We start from the raw sequence: 14,151 nt of genomic DNA, 5'->3' as shown, positions 1-14,151 counted from the left end.
CGCCTTCCCCCTTGCGCCGGGCAGCCGGAGCGCCGATGTTGTGGCGGGCAAGACAACAAGCACGAGACAATCCTACATGCATCCGCTTTCCGGTCAGATGACCATCGATCCCGTCACCGGCGCACTCGTTCCCATCGTCATCGAACAGTCGAGCCGCGGTGAGCGTAGCTTCGACATCTATTCGCGCCTGCTGCGCGAGCGGATCGTCTTTGTGACCGGGCAAGTGGAGGATCACATGGCCTCCCTCATTACCGCCCAGCTGCTTTTCCTCGAGTCCGAGAACCCGAAGAAAGACATCTGGATGTACATCAACTCGCCGGGCGGCGTGGTGACCGCCGGCATGGCGATCCACGACACGATGCAATATATCCGTCCTCGCGTCGGCACGGTGTGCATCGGCCAGGCGGCGTCGATGGGCAGCTTCCTGCTCGCCTCGGGTGAGCCAGGCCTGCGCGTGGCACTTACCAACGCCCGCATTATGCTGCACCAGCCCTCGGGCGGTGCGCAGGGCATGGCGTCGGACATCGAGATCCAGGCCAAGGAAATCCTGCGCATCCGTGCCCGGATGAACGCGCTCTATGCTAAATATACGGGGCAGCCGATCGACAAGATCGAGACTACGATGGACCGCGACTCGTTCTTCGAGGCGGAAGAGGCAAAGGCATTTGGCATCGTCGACGAAGTGTATGACAAGCGTCCGGTGCCGACCGAAGAGGCGTCAGCATCTGCTTAAGACTGTTGCATTACCTGTTCTGCCCGGCGCCATCTTGCGATGGAACGTCGGGCGTGCAGGGCGATTATCGTTTGCCGGAACTTCGCCCGCGTGTAGGATGGCGGGCGAGCGTAACGCGCCGTGGGGCGCGAAGGATGGTTTGAATGGTTGACAAGGTGAGAGGCGGAGACGCCAAGAGCACGCTCTACTGCTCCTTCTGCGGCAAGAGCCAGCACGAGGTACGCAAGCTGATCGCCGGACCCACCGTATTCATCTGCGATGAATGCGTGGAGCTCTGCAACGACATCATCCGCGAGGAAACCAAGTCCTCGCTGGTGTCGAAGAAGGACGGAGGCGTGCCGACGCCGCAGGAAATCTGCGACGTGCTGGACGATTACGTCATCGGCCAGAAGAAGGCGAAGCGCGTCCTCTCGGTCGCGGTGCACAACCATTACAAGCGGCTGAACCACGGCGCCAAGGGTGCCGATGTCGAACTCGCCAAATCGAACATCCTGCTCGTCGGCCCCACCGGCTGCGGCAAGACGCTGCTGGCGCAGACGCTGGCGCGCATCCTCGACGTGCCGTTCACCATGGCGGATGCCACCACGCTCACCGAGGCCGGCTATGTCGGCGAGGACGTGGAGAACATCATCCTCAAGCTGCTCCAGGCCTCGGACTATAATGTCGAGCGGGCGCAGCGCGGCATCGTGTACATCGACGAGATCGACAAGATCAGCCGCAAGGCCGAGAATCCGTCGATCACCCGCGACGTGTCGGGCGAGGGCGTGCAGCAGGCGCTGCTCAAGCTGATGGAAGGCACCACCGCGAGCGTTCCGCCGCAGGGCGGCCGCAAGCACCCGCAGCAGGAATTCCTGCAGGTGGACACGACCAACATCCTGTTCATCTGCGGCGGCGCATTTTCGGGCCTCGAGAAGATCATCGGCGATCGTCTGCAGGGCAAGTCGATCGGCTTCGGCGCGCATGTCGCCGCACCGGACGAGCGCCGCACCGGCGAGCTGCTCCGCCAGACCGAGCCGGAGGATTTGCTCAAGTTCGGCCTGATCCCCGAATTCGTCGGCCGTCTGCCGGTGATCGCGACTCTGGAAGATCTCGACGTCGAGGCGCTGATCAAGATCCTGACCGAGCCGAAGAACGCCTTGGTCAAACAGTATCAGAAACTGTTCGACATGGAGACGGTCAAGCTCGGCTTCACCGACGACGCGCTGACGGCGGTCTCGAAGAAGGCAATCGAGCGCAAGACCGGTGCGCGCGGCCTGCGTTCGATCCTCGAAGGCATTCTGCTCGACACGATGTTCGACCTGCCCAGCATGGACGGCGTCGACGAAGTGGTGGTCGATAAGGAAGTGGTGGAGGGCCGCAAGGAGCCGGTCCGCATCTACGCCAAGAAGGAAAAGGCGGGCAGCGCTGCCTAACCCCATGACGGCGTCCGTCAATGTGCGGGCGGCTGAGGCTAAAGACCGGGCGGGCATCGCAACGATGCTCGCCCGAGCTTTTATGGGCGACCCGGCGTTCGGCTATATCTTCCCCGATCCCGCCGATCGCGCGTGGCGGCTCCCCTTGCTGTTCGCGCAATTGTTCGATTCGGACCTGCGTGGCGGTTATGTCCGCGTGACGCATTCCCACGAGGCAGCGACTTTATGGCGATCGCCCGGCCGCCCCAGTGCGGGCTGGGGCGAAATGTTCGCGCACGCCATTCCATTGTTTCGCGCGCTGGGTCCGGCAACGACGCGTGCCTTACAGCTGCTTGCTGCGATCGAGGCGCATTTTCCCGACCATCCCTTCGCCTATCTTCACATTGCCGGCTGCGATCCGGCAGCGCAGGGGCGGAGGCTGGGAGGCGCAGCGATCCGCGCCGGTCTCGCCACGGTGCCGCCGGGCACGCCCTGCTATCTGGAGACCGCGACCGAGACCAATCTGGGTCTCTATGCCCGCTATGGCTTCTTGCCCACCGGCGACTGGCGCGTCGGCGCCGATGGACCACGCTTCTGGTTGATGCTGAGGCCGGCCGGCGAAGCCGCAGCCTGATCCTCTTACGGCGTGTCCAACGCCTCGGGCCAGCGCAGGGTATGGATCAGGGTGGCGAAGGCGTCGCTGAAATCCTGTTCACGCGCCCAGGTGCCGCGCGCATAGACCAGCCATTTGCCGCCAGCCGGGCAGAAGAGATAGCTTTCTGATGCGAGTGGCCGCGCTTCGGTCTGGGTGCCCAGCGTGCCGGTCATCACAAAGCGGGTGTGAAACGCCACGGCGGGATATTTGCCGGAGGGTGAGGGCCAGTGGTCGGTCTCCAGCCGCTCGACGTCCTGATAGGATTGGGCGACATTCCCCGCCATCTCTTCAAAGGCGCCGGCGCAGCCCAGCGAAGGATCGGCGGGATAGATGTAGAGCGTGACGAAGGCCGCGTCGTCGCCGCGCTTCCAGAAATAGCCGGCGCTCGCGTCGTTTCCGTCGGCATCATATTCGTGGATGTTGGTGCGAACGGCGTCGCCGATCTGCTCGGGAAACACCATGCCGGTCCCGCGGTGCGCCCAATCGCCGTCGGTGCGAATATCGCCCTGTGCATAGGCTGGTTCAGCCAATGCCAGCGCGGCCAGCGCCGCGAGCGTCCAGATGCCCTTCATGCCACTCCTTGTCGCGCGATCCGCCGCGCGGACGCTTCCCTGTTCGCAGACCTGCTATCGCACCGCAAGACGGGCACGATTAGGGAAAGCTACGGGGGTGGCGCGGTTCAGAACAGGCCGGGCACAAAGCGTTTCACGCGCGCGGCATAGGCATCGAAGGCTGCCCCGAACTGTTCGCGCAGCAGGCGCTCCTCGGCGCGCACGCGAATCCAGGTGCCGATTGCGTAGAGCGGTACGCCGGCGAGAAAGCCGCGCCAATGGCCGAAGGCCAGCGCCATCGCCAACAGGTACAGGAAAAGCGCGACGTAGATCGGGTTGCGTACCCAGGCGAACGGCCCCCAGGTGACCAGTGCATGGTCGTCGCGGGTGCGGGCGACGACGCTCCAGTTGCGGCCCATCGCGCGGGAAGCTGCGAAGAACAGCGCCATGGTCCCCCCGCATAGTGCGACCACGCCGATTGCGCCGGCGATCTCCGCTGCGTTCGGCGGCGAGGACAGAAGGAGCGGGCCAGCGCTGGCGAGGAAGAAAGCGACGCCCTGCAGGCCGATGCCGATAAAAGACGCTCGTGCCGTCGCCCGAGTGCGTTCGGGCGCAGCCGGCGTGTTCCGGCGGCGGCGGGCAAGCAGCAGCAGGCCGATGCCAAGCAGAAAGAACAGGGTGAAAAGAACCGGTGTGAAGATCCAGACCGGTTGTGGATCAACCAGTCCGATCATCCCCGGTATCCCTGTTTCTGGACGGCTTCGACGGCCTCCGAACGCCGCAGCACATGCGCATCGGGATCGATTACGACGTGCGCATCGGCGGGTACGTGGAGCGTGCCGATCCCGCCCTGCATCTCGACGCGCTGGCGCTTGCCGTCGACTGTGACATCCAGCGGCATCGGGAAGGGCAGGTTGGCCGGCGTCTTCCAGCTCAGCGTCAACAGGTCACCCTCGCGCTTCTGGATCAGTTCGGGCAGCGCCGCCTGATAGAGATAGATGTCGAAGAACCATTGCAGGTCCTGGCCGCTCACCTGCTTCACGATACCGATGAATTCGGGTGTGCTGCCAAAGCGTGGCTTGAAGTTGCCGGGCTTGGGGTCCGGTCGGCCATAGATTAGCCGGCGGGTGGCATCGAAGAACTTGTCGTCTCCGATCAGGTAGCGCAGCGTGTGCAGCACCCAGGCGCCCTTCATGTAAATGTCCTGACCGGGGCCGCCATTGGCCTCTTCATACACCTGTTCTTCGGTGCGGATCTTGCCCGAGACGATCGGCGCCTTGTTCTGGATGGCGAGGCGAATCTGGTCCATCATCGCGGCGTAACGGGCGTCCCCCTCGCGCCATTGGCCGTAGAGCGGCTGCATATATTGTTCGAAGCCTTCGTGCAGCCAGTAATCGTCCCAGTTGGCGGCGGTGAGCTGGTTGCCGAACCATTCATGGCCGAATTCGTGCTGGAAGATCTCATCAAAGCCGGACGGCGTCTTGCGGTAGTTGTTGCCATAGGCGTTGATCGTCTGGTGCTCCATGCCCAGGTGCGGCGTTTCGACCACGCCCATTTTTTCGTCGCCCCAGGGATAGGGGCCGATCACGCGCTCATAGAAGGCGATGGTCGGTTCGAATTCGGCGAACAGCGCCTTGGCCTTGGCTTCGCGGCCCGGCAGATACCAATAGTGCATCGGAATATCGTTGCCGAAGCGGCTGTGATAGGTCGCCGAGAGCTCCTCATAGGGAGCGACGTCGATCGCCACCGAATAGGGATTGGGACTCTTCGCGCGCCAGTGCCAGGTGGTGCGGCCATCGGGCAGCGTGTCGACGCCGAGAAGGCGGCCGTTGGCGGGCGCCTTCAGCCCGGCGGGCACGGTGATGTGGAGATCGACGAGGTCCGGCTCGCCGCGGGGAAAGTCGAGGCAGGGCCAGAACAGGTCGCAGCCATAGCCCTCTGCCGTGGTTGCTACCCAGGGCCTGCCGTCCTTGGTCTTGGACCAGACGAGTCCGTCATCCCAGGGCGCCCGGACCGCGACGTGCGGCGTGCCGCCATAGGTGATTCTTACCACCGCCTTATCGCCGGCCTTGAGCGGGCGCGGAAGCGAGATGGCGAGGCGTCCTTCCGGATTGGTCCACTGGCTGGGTTTCAGCGCCTTGCCGTCCAGGTTGATCGCGGTGATGGGCAGGTTGCGGTCCAGATCGATCAGCAGCCGGGTCTGCGGCGCGGCGGTGCGCAGCGTCAAGGTGGCGACGCCGGCGAGCCTGTAGGTGTCGGGAAACACTTCGATCGCGAGATCGGCATGTTCGAGATGGAGTGCTGCACGTTCCTCGCTGATCGGCCCCCCCGATTCCTGCGTAGTCGGCGTGATCGGCGGTTCGCCGTGCTTCTGTGCCAGCGCGGGCGACGCCGCAATTGCCAGCGTTGCAGCCGAAACAAGCAAAAGCGTCGTGCGAATGGCAGCCTCCCATGCCGAACCCCCGCCGCCCCCCTGGCGCCGGTCTGCATCGTGTCGCGGAGAACTTGCAGGCAAATTCCGGTTCGCCGCAAGCCCCGCCATGGGCTATTGGCATCAAATCGCCTGCTTTCGCGCTTCATCCACGGGTTAAACCCGCTGGACGATTGATGCGGCTGGCCCCGGCCCCATATATAGGGGAAAGAAGGGCCCGATCGGGCCGACCGGAGTTTTCATGAAGCAATCCTATCCCGTCCTGCCGCTTCGCGACATCGTCGTCTTTCCGCACATGATCGTGCCGCTCTTCGTGGGCCGCGATAAGTCGGTAGCGGCGCTGGAAGCGGCAATGGCTGCGGACAAGGAGATTTTCCTTGTCGCACAGCTCGATCCGGCCGAGGACGATCCCGGCCGCGAGGACTTGTACGATACCGGTGTGTCTGCAGAGGTGCTCCAGTTGCTGAAGCTGCCCGACGGCACCGTTCGCGTGCTCGTTGCCGGCAAGCAGCGCGGCACGCTCGATTCGGTCGAGGAGACGGGCGCGTTCCTGACCGCCCATGTCAGCCCGGTCGAGGAGCAGCCCGTGGAGGGCGCCGAAATCCAGGCGCTGATGCGCTCGGTCGTCGACCAGTTCGAGAATTATGCCAAGCTCAACCGCAAGCTGCCGGCGGAAACGGCGGTGCAGCTGGGTGAGCTGGATGACGCGTCGCGTCTGGCCGATGCTGTGGCCGCCAACATCGCCGTCAAGGTCGCTGACAAGCAGTCGCTGCTGGTCGAAACGGACCCCCACAAGCGCCTGGAAATGGTGTTCGCTTTCATGGAAGGCGAGTTGGGCGTGCTGCAGGTCGAAAAGAAGATCCGGAGCCGCGTGAAGCGGCAGATGGAGAAGACGCAGCGCGAATATTACCTCAACGAACAGCTCAAGGCGATCCAGCGCGAGCTGGGCAATGAGGGCGAAGAGGGCGAGGGCGACGAAGTCGCCGAGCTGACTCAGAAAATCGCCACGCTCAAGCTGTCGAAGGAAGCGCGCGCCAAGGCGCAGGGCGAGCTGAAGAAGCTGAAGACGATGGCGCCGATGTCGGCCGAGGCCACCGTCGTGCGCAACTATCTCGACGTGCTGCTGGGCCTGCCCTGGGGCAAGAAGTCCAAGCTGAAGAAGGACATCGCCGAAGCGCAGGCGGTGCTCGATCAGGACCACTATGCGCTTGAAAAGGTGAAGGACCGGATCGTCGAATATCTCGCGGTCCAGGCACGCACCAACAAGCTGAAGGGGCCGATCCTGTGCCTCGTCGGCCCGCCGGGCGTCGGCAAGACCAGCCTGGGCAAGTCGATCGCCAAGGCCACCGGCCGCGAGTTCATCCGCCAGTCGCTGGGCGGCGTGCGCGACGAGGCCGAGATCCGCGGCCACCGCCGCACCTATATCGGCTCGCTGCCGGGCAAGATCGTGTCGAACCTGAAAAAGGCCGGCACCTCCAACCCGCTGTTCCTGCTCGACGAGATCGACAAGCTGGGCCAGGACTTCCGCGGCGATCCCGCTTCGGCGCTGCTCGAGGTGCTGGATCCGGAACAGAACAACAAGTTCAACGACCATTATCTGGAGATCGACATCGATCTTTCGGACGTGATGTTCGTGTGCACGGCCAACTCGCTCAACCTGCCGCAGCCTTTGCTCGACCGCATGGAGATCATCCGGCTTGAAGGCTATACGGAAGACGAGAAGGTCGAGATCGCCGAGCGGCACCTGATTGCCAAGCAGATCGACGCGCACGGCCTGAAGGAGGGCGAATTCGCCCTGACCAATGCGGGCCTGCGCGATCTGATCCGCTATTACACCCGTGAGGCCGGCGTTCGTACGCTGGAGCGCGAGATTGCGAAGCTCGCCCGCAAGGCGCTGCGCAAGATCCTGGAGGGCAAGGAGACGCAAGTCACCATAACGCCCGACAATCTGGCGGACTATGCCGGCGTGCGGAAATTCCGCTTCGGCATCGGCGAGGAAGAGCATCAGATCGGCGCCGTCACCGGCCTCGCCTGGACCGAAGTGGGCGGCGAACTGCTGACCATCGAGAGCGTCACCGTGCCCGGCAAGGGCGCGATCAAGACGACCGGCAAGCTGGGCGATGTGATGAAGGAATCGGTTGAGGCCGCATTCAGCTTCGTCAAGGCGCGCAGCCCCAGCTACGGCATCAAGCCCAGCCTGTTCGCCCGCAAGGACATTCACGTCCATCTGCCCGAAGGCGCGGTGCCGAAGGATGGACCCTCGGCCGGCATCGGTCTGGTCACGTCGATCGTCTCGACGCTGACCGGCGTGGCGGTCCGCAAGGATGTGGCGATGACCGGTGAAGTCACGCTGCGCGGGCGTGTCTTGCCGATCGGCGGCCTGAAGGAAAAGCTGCTCGCGGCGTTGCGCGGCGGCATCAAGAAGGTGCTGATCCCGACCGAAAACGAAAAGGATCTCGCGGAAATTCCGGCGAATATCCGCGAGGGTCTGGAGATCGTGCCGGTTTCACATATCGACGAAGTGCTGCGTCTCGCGCTCACCGAGCCGCTGGCTGCGATCGACTGGACCGACGCCGACGAACTGGCTGCGCAACCGCCCGTCGGGGTGCCGGCAATCGGGGATGCGGTGCATCATTGACAAAGCGTAACCTTTCTGACGCAATTCTGTCGGAAAGGCTTTGACTCCTTCGGAAAGCCAGTGCTCATTCGAGTACCGGCTTTCTGGAGCGAATCGCTCCAACTTCAATTGTTTCAACGCGATAGCGCTTTTCAGACTTCAAGGGGGTATGCACCAGCATGAATAAGCAAGAGCTGATCGGCCAGGTTGCCGATGTATCCGGCCTCGGCAAGGGCGATGCGAGCAAGGCCGTGGAGGCCGTGTTCGACGTCATTTCCACCGCGCTGAAGAAGGGCGACGAAGTCCGCCTGGTCGGTTTCGGCACTTTTTCCGTCAGCAAGCGCAAGGCCTCGACCGGCCGCAATCCGCGCACCGGCGAGGAAATGACGATCAAGGCTTCCAATCAGCCCAAGTTCAAGCCCGGCAAGGTGCTGAAGGACTCGGTGAACTGATCGTTCGACGCGAAATTCCTCGCTTCGAACTCGGATCAGGGCTGGACAGGGCGCATCGCTGCTCGTAAAGGCCCGCTTCCCGTTTCGGCCGAGAGGCCAAAGGGCGCGTAGCTCAGTGGTAGAGCACTGTGTTCACACCGCAGGGGTCGCAAGTTCAATCCTTGCCGCGCCCACCATTTCGAAAGCCCGTCGGTGTCGCACCGGCGGGCTTTTTCGTTGCCGGGTGCGGCGCCGGGCGATAGGAACGCCGTCGTATCGACAAGGCCCGCTTCGCTGATCGCCGCGTCGGGTGCGCGAGGGGGCGGTTTCCATGTTGTGGGCAGGCGCGACAGTAGCAGCGGCGGCGTTCCAGGTCGCGCGCAACGCTTTTCAACGCGGCATGATGGCTTCCAGCGGCCCCTGGGGCGCGACGCTGGTACGCTTTCTGTTCGGGCTTCCTTTCTCCGTGGCGCTAATGCTGGTTGCCATCGCCGTGACCGGGCCGGACCAGTTGCACCCGCAGTTCGCGCTGGCCTTTTGGTGGCCTGCGCTGCTCGGTGCGCTGGCGCAGGTGCTGGCAACGGCCGCCTTGCTGCAGGCGATGCACCATGCCGGCTTCGCGGTGGGAACGGCGTTGCAGCAGAGTTCAGTGCCGCTGGCGGCGCTGGCTGGGCTGCTGGTGTTTGGCGACACGCTGAGCCCGCTTGGCTGGGTCGGCGTAGGCGTCACCACTGCGGGACTTGCCGTGCTGGTCTGGCCGCGGAACTTGGGCGGCGAAGGCCGGCTGGTGCCCGGTGTGCTATTCGGGACGCTGTCCGGCCTGTTGTTCGGACTGGCGCTCAACGGTTTTCGCCATGCCGGGCTGGCGCTGGAACCGCACCATCCGTTCTTCTCGGCGATGACCAGCGTTACGCTGGCACAGGCCGTCCAGACCGTCGGCCTGGTCGTCTTCCTGCTGTGGCGTGATCCTGCAGCGCTGCGCGCGGTAATCGCGGGGTGGCGCGGGTCGTTCGGTGCCGGGCTGTTCGGGGCACTGGCCTCTTCGGGCTGGTTTTTCGCGCTCAATCTCGCCCCTGCCGCTGCGGTGCGTTCGCTGGGCGTGGTGGAAATGCCGATGGCGGCGCTGGCCGGACACCGACTGTTTCGCGAAAAACTGACCGTGCGGCAGGCGATTGCCGGCGTCGCGGTCTGTGTGGGCGTGGTGCTTACTGCAGGGCTGTAAAAGCGCGCGGCCTCATCAGCCCCAGGGGCGTTCGCGGAACCACTGGGTAATCACATATTTGGTGCCGGTGCGGACCTTCATCGCATGATGGATGGTCACCGGATTGGGGCTGCCATCGGCGCGCAGATTGTTCCAGGCGAGCAGCTTGCCTGGCTCCGGCTGGACGATCTTGTCGATCGCCTTGAAGCGCGTGGCGCCACCCGCGTCTACATCGTTCAGATACACCATCGCCGTCCAGGTTCGTTGGCCGGCAACGCTGCAGAACCGGTCGAAATCGGCGGTGTTCGGCTCGAAATAATCGGTATGCGCCTTGAACTCCTGGCCCACGGCATAGCGCTGGCCCTGCATCGGTTCGGCATGGGCAGCGTCGATGCCGGTAAAGTCGAGAATCTGCGCCTGCAGCGCGGCAACCAGCGGGTCGTCGGACGAAAGATCGCAGGTCTCGCTGGTCCGAAAGGCATAGTCACCGCTGGCATTGGCAATGGTGGAAGGCCGGCGATGGGCGTCGATTCGGACCATCAGTTCCTCGCAGAGTTTGGGGTCCACGAAGTTCCGGACGATGAACAGCGAAAGCTTAGGGTTCGGCACGCGCTGCACGCCGGCATGACCAAGAATATGTGCGATGATCGGCTCGGAAGGGTGGCCGCTGCCAAGAGAGAGGGGCGGGCGGGGCTGCAACGGCGTTTGGGAATCCATGGTGCGGTTTTGCCAAAAGCCTGGGGAGGGTGCCAGCACGCAACTAAAATGTCATGAAAGCGCAGGACGCATGTCACACCTTCTGCATAGCGCCACGAGCGTCCGCAGGGGGATAGCGATGGCACAGGCGCAGACGAGTACCAGTAAGCAGGCTGCACGGGGCCGGGAAAAACAGGATGATTCTCGCGCTTTCGCAAGCGGCGGCGCCGCAGGCGAAGCGTTGCTGGAGCGGCTGCTGGCGGAGGCTGCCCAGGCCCAGGCAAGCAACATGCATCTTGAGCCGCTGGCGGATGGCGGTGCGGCGCAATGGTTCCGCATTGCGGGAAAACGCGTGCGCCGCGCCGATCTGCCGGCGGCGGAAGTCGATGCGCTGAGCGACGCGATTTTCGCTGCCGCGGGGTTGCAGGTGGAACCCGACGCGCCGCAGCGCGGCTGGCTGAACTGGGCAGGCGAGCGGGTCGGTGTGGCGCTGTTGCCGCGGGCGCAAGGCTTGCGGATTGCCCTGGCGCGCGAAGCGGTCGCCTCGGGCGAGCGCGGGCTCGAATCGCTCGGGATGCCGGGCGGACTGGCGGGCGAAGTGCGGCGCGCCTTGCAGCGATGCGGTCTGGTCCTCGTTGCCGGGCCGGAACGGGCAGGGCGGACGACGACGCTGCAGGCGCTGCTCCGCGTTGCTGCCGATGATGCTCGGTCGGGGCTGGCGATCGGCGCGGGTGTCGACGGCGGGCCTGCTACCCCGGCCGCGGTCAGCCCGGGCAACGCGGTGCCGATGGCCGACTGGATTCGCGCCGGCATCGACCAGGATTTCGATGTGTTGCTGATCGATTCGCTCGACGAGCGCAGCGCAGCGCGCGCCGCAATCGAGGCGGCCCTGTCGGGGCGGCTGGTGCTTGCCGGTATTGTGGCGCCCAACGCGGTCGGTGCGCTGGGGCAGATGCGCAACTGGCGAGTCGATGCGTTTCAGCTTGCGTCCAGCCTCAACATCGTGCTCGCCCAGCGGCTGGCGCGTCGGCTGTGCGCCGCGTGTCGCGAGCCGGTGCAGGCGCAGGGCTCGGTCTCCGCGCTGCTGGGGTTCGATCCCGGCGCGATCGTCTATGCCCCCACCGGGTGCAGCGCGTGCGACGGCACCGGCTTTGCCGGCGACACCGGCGTATTCGAGGCGATTCGCGCGGATGCGGACATTCGCCGACTGATCAATGATGGCGGCGACGAAGCGATACTCGCCCGCCATGCCTTTGTCTCTGCGCCGAATCTTGGTTCGGCGGCGCGGGCGCTCGCACGAGCCGGCGTTACGACGCCGGAAGAAGCGGTTAGAATTTCCCGCGGATAGGTCCGCAACTATCTTGCGCTCGGGTCCGGAGCCCGCTAAGCGCGCTTTCCTTCGTGGCGACCATAGCTCAATTGGTCAGAGCACTGGTTTGTGGTACCAGGGGTTGCGGGTTCAAGTCCCGTTGGTCGCCCCATTATATCACGGTGTAGATCCATCCATGATCACCGACTGGGGCTTCCCCGATTTCGACGACCACGAGGGCGTTCACCTCTTCTCGGATCGGGCGTCGGGCCTAAGCGCAATCATAGCGGTGCACTCGACGGCGCTGGGGGCTGCAGCCGGTGGCGTGCGCTTCTGGCATTATGCCGATCACCGCGCGGCGATCACCGATGCGCTGCGCCTGTCGCGCGGCATGAGCTACAAGAACGCGATGGCCGATCTGCCGATGGGCGGCGGCAAGGGCGTGATCCTCGCTGAAAAGCCGGGCGCCGAAGTCACGCAGGCGCAGCTTGAAGCGTTCGGCCGGGCGGTCGAATCGTTGGGCGGTCGCTATGTGACGGCCGAGGATGTCGGCATGTCCGAAGCGCGGATGAAGGTCGTCGCCACCCAGACCCGCCATGTCTCCGGCCTGCCGGTATCGGTGGGCAGCGCGGGTGGCGATCCGGGGCCGGTGACGGCGCGCGGCGTCTATCTGGGCGTCAAGGCGGCGGCGAAGCGCGGACTGGGCGCCGATTCGATGGCGGGCGTGCGGGTTGCGATCCAGGGTGTCGGTTCGGTCGGCAGCGGGCTCGCCCGGCTGCTGGCGGCGGACGGTGCGAAGCTGGTTCTGGCGGACGTGAATGCCGATCGCGCCAGGGCGCTGGCGGCGGAACTGGGCGCCGAAGCGGTCGCGGCCGATGCGATCCTGACGCACCAAGCCGATATTCTGAGCCCTTGTGCGCTGGGCGCGATCTTCACCGAAGCCTCAATCGAGGCGCTGAAGGTGCGCGTGGTCGCCGGTGGCGCCAACAACCAGCTGGCGACGCGCGAGGACGGCCACCGGTTGCATGCGCGCGGTATCCTCTATGCGCCGGATTATGTGATCAACGCCGGCGGCATCATCAACGTGGCGCTGGAATATCTGGGGCAGGGCGACCGCTCCGAGGTCGATGCCCGCGTCGAGAAGATCCCCGTGCGCCTGAACCAGGTGTGGGACGAAAGCGCCGCCACCGGCGACCCGGCCAGCGACGTTGCCGACCGGATCGCTCAGCGCCTGATCGGGCGGTGAGCGCGTTCCCCTCCCGCAAGCGGGAGGGGAGGATAGGGGCCTGTCACACCAGCCCCGCCGTCTGTGCTGCCAGCCACAGACCGATCGCGATGAACAGCCCGGCGGCGATGCGGTGGACGGTCTGCAGCGGCACGCGGTCAATCACCGCCTTGCCGAGGAACACCGCCGGCACGTTCGCCAGCATCATGCCCAGCGTCGTCCCCGCCGTAACCGGCAGCACAGCATGGAAGCGCGCGCCGAGCGCAACCGTCGCCACCTGGGTCTTGTCGCCCATCTCGACCAGGAAGAAGGCGATCAGCGTCGTCAGGAAGGCCCCAAACCGCGCCGGTTTCGGCGATTCCTCTTCGTCGAGCTTGTCGGGGATCAGCGTCCACAGGCCCATCGCCACGAAGGAGGCGGCGATCGCGTAGCGGAACCAGATGCTGTCGAGCAGCCCGGCCACTTCCGATCCCACCAGCGCGGCGAGGAAATGGTTGGCGATGGTCGCCGCGAAGATGCCGAAGATGATCGGCACCGGCCGCTTGAACCGGGTGGCGAGCAGGATCGCGAGCAGTTGCGTCTTGTCGCCGATTTCGGCGAGCGCAACGACGGCGGTGGAGGTGAGCAGGGCTTCCAAGGAAATCACTCCGGGCCGGGCGGACTTGCGAATCCAACGACGCAGCATCTCTCCGCCCGGCAGGTGCGGAGATGCGGCGGCATTGGTCTCGCCCGAACCGCTGCTGCGGCTCCGCCTGCGCCATGGCCTCTCGGCCAAGTATGTTGACGCGGGCGCCCGGTGCCTGCGCGGCGCCGGCTGGCTACTCCCCAGATGACGGAGCGGCTGCTAGCGGCTTCTGCGCGGGCGTGCAAGTCCGGGGCTGTGACCGGGTGGTGAACTGCGGAACATTCCC

13 protein-coding genes, 2 tRNA genes and 1 riboswitch are annotated in these 14,151 nt (G+C 64.9%); of the genes, 10 read left to right on the top strand and 5 right to left on the bottom strand.

All coding sequences use genetic code 11. The features are described from left to right. Window positions 1–97: 97 nt before the first annotated feature. The 3 genes from ACT53M_RS13810 to ACT53M_RS13800 all read left to right on the top strand — a co-directional run bounded on the left by ACT53M_RS13810 (window position 98) and on the right by ACT53M_RS13800 (window position 2,758). On the top strand, window positions 98–733 hold the full coding sequence (locus ACT53M_RS13810) for an ATP-dependent Clp protease proteolytic subunit (RefSeq protein ID WP_476234041.1): 636 nt from the start codon (window positions 98–100) through the stop codon (window positions 731–733). Between the two features lie 143 nt (window positions 734–876). Beyond that, window positions 877–2,145, top strand: a complete 1,269-nt coding sequence (gene clpX / locus ACT53M_RS13805) for an ATP-dependent Clp protease ATP-binding subunit ClpX (protein WP_476228338.1) — start codon at window positions 877–879, stop codon at window positions 2,143–2,145. 4 nt (window positions 2,146–2,149) lie between these two features. Next, window positions 2,150–2,758, top strand: a complete 609-nt coding sequence (locus ACT53M_RS13800) for a GNAT family N-acetyltransferase (protein ID WP_476234040.1) — start codon at window positions 2,150–2,152, stop codon at window positions 2,756–2,758. A 5-nt stretch (window positions 2,759–2,763) separates the two neighbouring features. Here ACT53M_RS13800 and ACT53M_RS13795 read toward each other — a convergent pair whose 3' ends face one another. From ACT53M_RS13795 to ACT53M_RS13785, 3 genes are all read right to left on the bottom strand, one after another. Next, complete coding sequence (locus tag ACT53M_RS13795) at window positions 2,764–3,351, bottom strand: hypothetical protein (RefSeq protein ID WP_476234039.1); 588 nt, start codon at window positions 3,349–3,351, stop codon at window positions 2,764–2,766. A gap of 107 nt (window positions 3,352–3,458) precedes the next feature. After that, the gene (locus ACT53M_RS13790) at window positions 3,459–4,064 is read right to left on the bottom strand and encodes a methyltransferase family protein (protein WP_476234038.1); all 606 of its coding nucleotides are present in this window, start codon (window positions 4,062–4,064) and stop codon (window positions 3,459–3,461) included. Continuing rightward, window positions 4,061–5,770: a M1 family metallopeptidase gene (locus tag ACT53M_RS13785; RefSeq protein WP_476234170.1), complete on the bottom strand. Its 1,710-nt coding sequence runs from the start codon at window positions 5,768–5,770 to the stop codon at window positions 4,061–4,063. Before ACT53M_RS13785 ends, ACT53M_RS13790 begins: the two co-directional genes overlap by 4 nt. A 232-nt stretch (window positions 5,771–6,002) precedes the next feature. On the opposite strand from ACT53M_RS13785, the gene lon reads away from it, so the two are divergent. From lon to ACT53M_RS13765, 4 genes are all read left to right on the top strand, one after another. After that, window positions 6,003–8,399, top strand: a complete 2,397-nt coding sequence (gene lon, locus ACT53M_RS13780) for an endopeptidase La (RefSeq protein ID WP_476234037.1) — start codon at window positions 6,003–6,005, stop codon at window positions 8,397–8,399. 158 nt (window positions 8,400–8,557) lie between these two features. Further along, window positions 8,558–8,830 (top strand): HU family DNA-binding protein, encoded by a 273-nt coding sequence (locus ACT53M_RS13775; RefSeq protein ID WP_476228329.1) that lies wholly within the window; start codon window positions 8,558–8,560, stop codon window positions 8,828–8,830. Window positions 8,831–8,931: 101 nt separating this feature from the next. Continuing rightward, window positions 8,932–9,006 (top strand) — tRNA-Val (locus ACT53M_RS13770). Between the two features lie 134 nt (window positions 9,007–9,140). Next, the gene (locus ACT53M_RS13765) at window positions 9,141–10,031 is read left to right on the top strand and encodes an EamA family transporter (RefSeq protein WP_476234035.1); all 891 of its coding nucleotides are present in this window, start codon (window positions 9,141–9,143) and stop codon (window positions 10,029–10,031) included. Between the two features lie 15 nt (window positions 10,032–10,046). Here the strand turns inward: ACT53M_RS13765 and ACT53M_RS13760 are convergent, their stop codons facing one another. Beyond that, complete coding sequence (locus ACT53M_RS13760; RefSeq protein WP_476234034.1) at window positions 10,047–10,727, bottom strand: prolyl hydroxylase family protein; 681 nt, start codon at window positions 10,725–10,727, stop codon at window positions 10,047–10,049. Between the two features lie 118 nt (window positions 10,728–10,845). Here ACT53M_RS13760 and ACT53M_RS13755 point away from each other — a divergent pair, with 118 nt between their 5' ends. The 3 genes from ACT53M_RS13755 (at window position 10,846) to ACT53M_RS13745 (ending at window position 13,261) form a co-directional block, all read left to right on the top strand. After that, window positions 10,846–12,054: an ATPase, T2SS/T4P/T4SS family gene (locus ACT53M_RS13755; protein ID WP_476234033.1), complete on the top strand. Its 1,209-nt coding sequence runs from the start codon at window positions 10,846–10,848 to the stop codon at window positions 12,052–12,054. Window positions 12,055–12,110: 56 nt separating this feature from the next. Next, window positions 12,111–12,187, top strand: a tRNA-His gene (locus tag ACT53M_RS13750). A 24-nt stretch (window positions 12,188–12,211) separates the two neighbouring features. Continuing rightward, window positions 12,212–13,261 (top strand): Glu/Leu/Phe/Val family dehydrogenase, encoded by a 1,050-nt coding sequence (locus ACT53M_RS13745; RefSeq protein WP_476234032.1) that lies wholly within the window; start codon window positions 12,212–12,214, stop codon window positions 13,259–13,261. A 43-nt stretch (window positions 13,262–13,304) separates the two neighbouring features. Here the strand turns inward: ACT53M_RS13745 and ACT53M_RS13740 are convergent, their stop codons facing one another. Further along, the gene (locus ACT53M_RS13740; RefSeq protein WP_476234031.1) at window positions 13,305–13,877 is read right to left on the bottom strand and encodes a TMEM165/GDT1 family protein; all 573 of its coding nucleotides are present in this window, start codon (window positions 13,875–13,877) and stop codon (window positions 13,305–13,307) included. Between the two features lie 94 nt (window positions 13,878–13,971). Next, window positions 13,972–14,080, bottom strand: a riboswitch (yybP-ykoY riboswitch). Window positions 14,081–14,151: the final 71 nt, after the last annotated feature.

This window comes from Sphingomonas sp. DMC6 (assembly GCF_056314225.1).
The sequence above is the reverse complement of the archived record's forward strand: the minus strand, read 5'-3'. Positions and strand labels throughout refer to the sequence as shown.